This window comes from Sphingobacterium sp. UBA3519 (genome assembly GCF_002377215.1).
In the GTDB taxonomy this organism is placed as follows: domain Bacteria; phylum Bacteroidota; class Bacteroidia; order Sphingobacteriales; family Sphingobacteriaceae; genus Sphingobacterium; species Sphingobacterium multivorum.
Genome location: NZ_DFPI01000037.1, coordinates 377,241 through 383,385, shown reverse-complemented (window position 1 = coordinate 383,385; position 6,145 = coordinate 377,241). Strand labels below are relative to the sequence as shown.

The 6,145-nt window shown below is 38.4% G+C and carries 6 protein-coding genes and 2 tRNA genes (1 of these 8 running past the window's edge); 5 read left to right on the top strand and 3 right to left on the bottom strand.

The annotated features are described in order from the left end of the window. Together B3297_RS24485 and B3297_RS24480 are read right to left on the bottom strand one after the other, a co-directional pair. Window positions 1–60 (bottom strand) — tRNA-Arg (locus B3297_RS24485) (it extends 68 nt beyond the left edge of the window). Between the two features lie 27 nt (window positions 61–87). Next, window positions 88–161, bottom strand: a tRNA-Arg gene (locus B3297_RS24480). Between the two features lie 187 nt (window positions 162–348). On the opposite strand from B3297_RS24480, the gene B3297_RS24475 reads away from it, so the two are divergent. Then, window positions 349–1,182 (top strand): alpha/beta fold hydrolase, encoded by an 834-nt coding sequence (locus tag B3297_RS24475; protein WP_070567813.1) that lies wholly within the window; start codon window positions 349–351, stop codon window positions 1,180–1,182. 105 nt (window positions 1,183–1,287) lie between these two features. On the opposite strand, the gene B3297_RS24470 is transcribed toward B3297_RS24475, so the two are convergent. After that, on the bottom strand, window positions 1,288–1,623 hold the full coding sequence (locus B3297_RS24470) for a DUF3276 family protein (protein ID WP_070567815.1): 336 nt from the start codon (window positions 1,621–1,623) through the stop codon (window positions 1,288–1,290). Between the two features lie 267 nt (window positions 1,624–1,890). Between B3297_RS24470 and B3297_RS24465 the strand changes: the two genes are divergently transcribed. From B3297_RS24465 to B3297_RS24450, 4 genes are read left to right on the top strand one after another with little or no spacing between them, the layout of a single operon-like run. Beyond that, window positions 1,891–2,772, top strand: coding sequence for a LiaF transmembrane domain-containing protein (locus tag B3297_RS24465; protein WP_083296035.1), 882 nt, complete (start codon window positions 1,891–1,893; stop codon window positions 2,770–2,772). Window positions 2,773–2,775: 3 nt separating this feature from the next. Continuing rightward, window positions 2,776–3,822, top strand: coding sequence for a sensor histidine kinase (locus tag B3297_RS24460; protein ID WP_070567817.1), 1,047 nt, complete (start codon window positions 2,776–2,778; stop codon window positions 3,820–3,822). Next, window positions 3,815–4,555, top strand: a complete 741-nt coding sequence (locus tag B3297_RS24455; protein WP_070567819.1) for a LytR/AlgR family response regulator transcription factor — start codon at window positions 3,815–3,817, stop codon at window positions 4,553–4,555. Before B3297_RS24460 ends, B3297_RS24455 begins: the two co-directional genes overlap by 8 nt. A 31-nt stretch (window positions 4,556–4,586) precedes the next feature. Beyond that, window positions 4,587–6,017: a serine hydrolase domain-containing protein gene (locus B3297_RS24450; RefSeq protein ID WP_286779659.1), complete on the top strand. Its 1,431-nt coding sequence runs from the start codon at window positions 4,587–4,589 to the stop codon at window positions 6,015–6,017. Window positions 6,018–6,145 lie beyond the last annotated feature (128 nt).

Below are 6,145 nucleotides of genomic sequence, written 5' to 3'. Positions count from 1 at the left end.
GTCGAACCCCTAACCTTCTGATTCGTAGTCAGATGCTCTATCCAATTGAGCTAGGAATGCCTTTTTAAGATACAGAACCTGTATTCGTGCGCACCAAGGGAGTCGAACCCCTAACCTTCTGATTCGTAGTCAGATGCTCTATCCAATTGAGCTAGGAGCGCTAGGCAACCAAAACAAATCTGTTATCCTTTTCCGTTTTGGTGATGCAAATATCGTTATATTTATCGATTTAACAAACATTTTTTCTCTTTTTTAAACTTTATACAACAACATTTCTTTTATCTCGTTGATAATATTATATTTAAAATATCAACTTTTTTTTTCAGACACGGACAAATGTTAGCATTCATGAGCAAAAGAGAATTAAAACTCAGTAAAATTCGCATCGGAGATATCAGTATCTCCTATTATATTCGCCCTAGCAAATTATACCCCGCTCCAAAAACAGTCATTTTCATCCATGGTTTTCCCTTCAACAAAAACACGTGGAAACAGCAGCTCCTGCAACTCGACGAAGATTATACAGGCATCGCCATTGATGTTCGCGGACATGGACTAAGCACCAATGGACATGGTTTTTTCTCCGTCGATGTTTTTGCCAAAGATCTAGTGGAATTTATTCGTAAACTCGACCTCAATCATGTCGTCCTTTGTGGAATTTCTATGGGCGGCTACATTGCACTCAGGACCTATGAACTGATCGGCCAACAACTCAAAGGACTTATCCTCTGTGACACGAATTCCCTTTCCGACGACAACAAAAGCAAACAAAAGCGTTTTGATTCCATTCAGGCGCTATTAAAATATGGCAGAAGACCGTTTGCCATTGGCTTTATCGCGAATGTATTTCACGATAAAACAATCCGTGAAAACCCCGAAGCTGTTGAACTCATCAAAAGCTGTATTCGCAGAAATGAAGTCGCCAGCATTTGTGCGACACAACTTGCTCTTGCTTCACGAACAGATACAACCCATTCGTTGAAGACCATTATTATCCCAACACTGATTATAAAAGGGAAACACGACAAGATGATGAGCGAAGAACAAACAAATATCCTTATCGAAAATATACCCGACGTCCGCTATATGGAGTTTGAAGAATCCGGGCACTTGCCGAATCTCGAGGAACCCGAAAAATTCAATGCCGTGCTAAATGATTTCCTGCGAAATATACCATTGTAACCATCACTTTGGTCACCAAGTGCAACATCGGATATAAAAAACAACAAAAAAAGCCACGTCAGTGGCTTTTATTTCTTTCTTTCATTCAGATTTCGCTCTACAATACTAGAACGAAAAATCATCTTTTGACCGAACACCCGCTTCTTCAGCGTATGCATCATCAAAGTTAGGCTCATAACGTTTCTCGATTACTTCCTGATTAGACTTGATGTAATTAACTACATCTGTCAAACCCTCAGCGAACTTTTCAAAATCTTCTTTATATAAGAAAATCTTATGCTTAATAAACTGGCCATCCTCAAAGCGTTTCTTGCTTTCTGTGATAGTAATGTAGTAATCGTTCGATCGAGTTGCTTTTACATCAAAAAAATAAGTACGCTTACCTGCTCTCACCTTTTTTGAAAAAACTTCTTCACGTTCTTTGTTTTCAAAATCTCCCATTGGTTGTTATTTAAGTTTAAAGTAATCTTAATCTTTGATAAATATATAATAATTCATTTTAATACACCAAATAATATTAAAAAAAAAGACAATTACGCATAAAAATGGCAGTTCCCCTTCCTAACATAGGCTAGATAAAAATTAAACAACAAGATTTTTTACCGACGAAATCATTACATTTACCGAAAATATAAGTTGTATTACCTAAAGCAAATATGTAGAATATATTTGTGCCTCTATCTTTGAGTCATAAATAGTAAAAACATTATGGAAAAAGAACCCATCATACCAAACAGCAATAATAGCCGCAATATTGTAGGAGCGATTGTGATCATCGTAGGTATATTCTTATTATTGAATAACCTCAATTTAGGAAGCTGGTTTCCGGATTGGTTATTTGGCTGGCAAACGATATTAATCATTATTGGATTGGTCATTGGCATAAATTCCCAATTTCAGAAAAAATCGGCAATTATCCTATTGATCATAGGCGGAGCGAGCCTTATTTCAAGAATGATGCGTACAGACTTTGGTTCTGTAACGGTCCCTATCATCATCATTTCGCTCGGGATCTACTTTATCATGAGCAAAAGGAAACCGCCGATGGTTCCCCCAACTTACCCTAATCCGCCACAAGGCTCTTACGACTGGGATAAGCGAGTCAGTGTACCTGTAGAGGGCGCAACTGAGAGCAACATTACGGATCAGGAATCAAGACCATTTAATGAACAATACGGTTCAAGCCAACAAGCCTCGCCTAATCAGCAGGCTTTTGGCGACAAAGAGAAAGGTTCCTTTCACCAGTCATTTGAGGACAACCTCAATCTGAACAGCATCTTTGCGGGCCAAAAGAAAGTCATTTATTCCAAAAACTTTAGAGGGGGCAATTTGACCAATGTATTTGGAAGCGTAGAGCTAGATTTAACGAAAGCAGATATTCAGCAGCCAATTGTGATCGATACGTTCCAATTGTTTGGCAGCGCACGTATAATTATCCCCCCACATTGGACAGTATTTAGTAACGTCGCCTCGGTCTTAGGCTCTGTCGATGACCGTCGGTTCCAAACGATTTATAACCCCGATACAGATAAAAAAATCTATATAACAGGCACCTGTATTTTAGGTAATTTAACCATAAAAAATGCTTAATAGATGAAAAGCAAGCTGTTCCTCAGTGTTAAAAGTCGACTAATTGGCATTATCTGTGTATCCGTATTTATCGGATATCTTGCATTACAATACCTATTGATGCTTCGTTCTGGATTTGATCAGCAACTTGCATTCAAGGATTCATTTATAAACAGTATGGTGATGATGTTTTGCTGCTATGGCATGTCATCAGCACTCAATTTCTACACCCCACAACCCCGGGAGATTTGGAAAGTACTCATCATCGGTTTAATCATGGGCGCAATAAGCATCGCATTAAGCCGATTCTTGATGAGTTACTTTATCCAATCGACCTTTACCCCATTGCTGGACTTAACATTACCTTATCGGGGCATCGTTAACTTCCTCATTTTGACTTCTGTTGCCATTATCAACATTGTCTGGAATATTCAGGAAGACAATATTAACAATATCAAACGGAAGCAGGAATCCGAAAATTTACTTCGGGAAGCCGAACTGTATAATCTAAGACAACAGTTACAGCCTCATTTCCTCTTCAATAGCCTCAATTCCATTATAGCACTTATTGGCGCCAATCCGGATGAAGCCCGAAACATGACGTTCCAGCTATCGGACTTTTTAAGAGGAACACTAAGAAAAGAAAATAATCAAATTATCACACTTGAAGAAGAACTCGATCACCTTCAACTTTATCTCGATATTGAAAAAGTACGCTTCGGTCATCGACTCAATACATCCATCTCTTCTTCAGAAGAAATTTTTAACAATAGATTGCCTGCCATGATTATTCAGCCACTGGTGGAGAATGCGATTAAACACGGGTTATATAATGTAACGGATCAAGTAGAAATTAAAATAAAATGCCATTCGAATGATGGCCAACTGCTGATCCAGATTACCAACCCATTCGATACCGAAGAACAGTCAAAACCAAAAAAAGGCACTGGATTTGGACTATCGAGTATTCAACGCAGATTATATCTCCTTTATGGAAGAAATGATCTACTGGAAACTCAAATTCAGGACAACATATTTATTAGCACCCTAAAAATACCTCAATATGATTAAAGTCGTAATTATCGATGATGAACCCCTTGCACGCTCCATTATTGCGGGTTACCTAAAAAATGAAGCCGATATATCCATTGTGGCGGAATGTGGTGATGGCTTTGAAGCTGTTAAGGCTATCCATACGCACGAACCGGATTTAATTTTTCTGGACGTACAAATGCCCAAATTGACCGGATTTGAAATGCTTGAACTCGTTGACGACCCTCCGGCGGTCATCTTTACGACCGCTTTTGACGAATACGCCTTGAAAGCTTTCGAAAAGAACGCCTTGGATTACCTATTAAAACCAGTATCACCAACACGTTTCAAAAAAGCTTTAGAAAAATTCAGAGCAAGCTACTCCGCACCTGAGAAAAAAGTTCAACCCAACTACGAAGTGCTTACAGCGCAGGACGAAACAAAAATCGACCGTATTGTTGTCAAAACAGGAACCCAGATCAAGATTATTCCGATTGATACCGTCAAATACCTGGAGTCTTATGACGACTATGTTAAAATTCATACCAAAGATGGCATGTACCTGAAAAATAAAACAATGGCATTTTTTGAAAAATCTTTGGATCCGAATCAATTTGTCCGTATACACCGATCTTTTATCATTAAAGTGGATCAGTTGGCCAAATTGGAACCTTATGAAAAGGATTCGTATATTGCTGCACTGACATCAGGCGAAAAGCTCAATATCAGTAAATCAGGCTATGCCCGATTAAAACAATTGATTGGAATTTAAACATTCCGTAGATTTGTGCCCATCAATCGTTATGAAACATTTTATTACAATAGTATTGCTGGGCATCACATCTTACTCCTTTGCCCAAACGAATCCTGCAGAACAGATCAATAAAGGAGTTTACAATAAGCTGGAATTTTTTATCAATTCCCAGATGACAGACTCCGCCTATAATTTGGCCAGTGATTCCTTCAAACAACAATTTAGCCTAGCCAAATTTACCCAAGTACTACAGGAGCTCTATCCCTTAGGACGAGTAAAAAGCTCAACGATAAAAGAATTTGAAAAAGGACTTGCAACCTATCAGATGGACTTCGACAGCCAATCGTATGAGGTTCTTTTTGCAACGGACACAACCTTAAAATTCAATACATTAAAATTCACTCCTCTGGCAATCAAGCCTCAAGTGGAAAAAACTATTGTGGTACCTGCCACACAGAAATCAGTCGATAATGACGACCTTTTTGTCGATTCTGTTGCAAATGCTTATTTGAAACAACAAAATACGCAATCACTTGCAATTGGCATTCTAAAGAATGGACAAACAAAAAGCTATTTCTATGGTGAGACTGCCAAAGGCAACCAAACAGCGCCTACAAAAACGTCTACCTATGAAATTGGTTCGTTAAGTAAAGTTTTTACCGCTATACTTTTGTCAAATCTTGTCGAAGAAGGAACGATAACCTTAGATCAGCCTATTGCGCTATTTCTTCCTGATACACTCAAGAAATATGAAGAACTTTCAAAAATAACGTTTCAAATGTTGGCCAATCATACCTCTGGCTTACCAAGACTTCCTGACAATCTCGACAAAGTCAAAGGATTTAACGAAAACGATCCTTACAAAACATACGATAAAAAAGCACTTTATAGTTTCCTCGAAAGCTTTAAAAATAACAAGAAACCAGGTGAAGAGTATGAGTACAGCAACCTTGGTTACGCCGTATTAGGAGACATTATATGCAGTATCTATAAAAAAAGCTATGATCAGCTTGTAAAAGACATCATCTGCAAGCCACTCGAAATGAGTAATACCTTTCAGGTATTGGATCCTAAAAGAAAAGATACCTTTAAAGTATACAACAAAGATGGTCAAGAAGTAATTCCCTGGTCGTTTGACGCTTTTGGTCCCGCTGGCGGATTAAAATCGACTCTTGAGGATCTGCTTAAATTTGCGAATGCGCAATTCAAGATGCCGCAGACCCCATTGGAAAACGCCATGGCAAACACCAGATTGTTTACTTTTTTTCTGCCTCCAGACACCGACTTGGGACTCGCATGGCATATGAACCTGATTGACGACCTAACGGTCTATTGGCACAATGGCGGAACTGCCGGAAGCAGCTCCTATCTAGCCTTATCGCCCGATAAAAAAAGTGGCGTTATCATCTTGTCCAATTCTGCCATCTCTGCCGATGATAAGGGTAAAGCTATTTTAGATTACATACTCCGTAAAAAATAAAGTTCAAAAAATAGAGAATAATGAGCCATATTGAAACAACAATATGGTTTTTTTTGTTGTTATAGCGATGAGTGATCATTAATTTTGACTTGAAGAAAACACAAATTGGTTTACCAAAATCAATCACA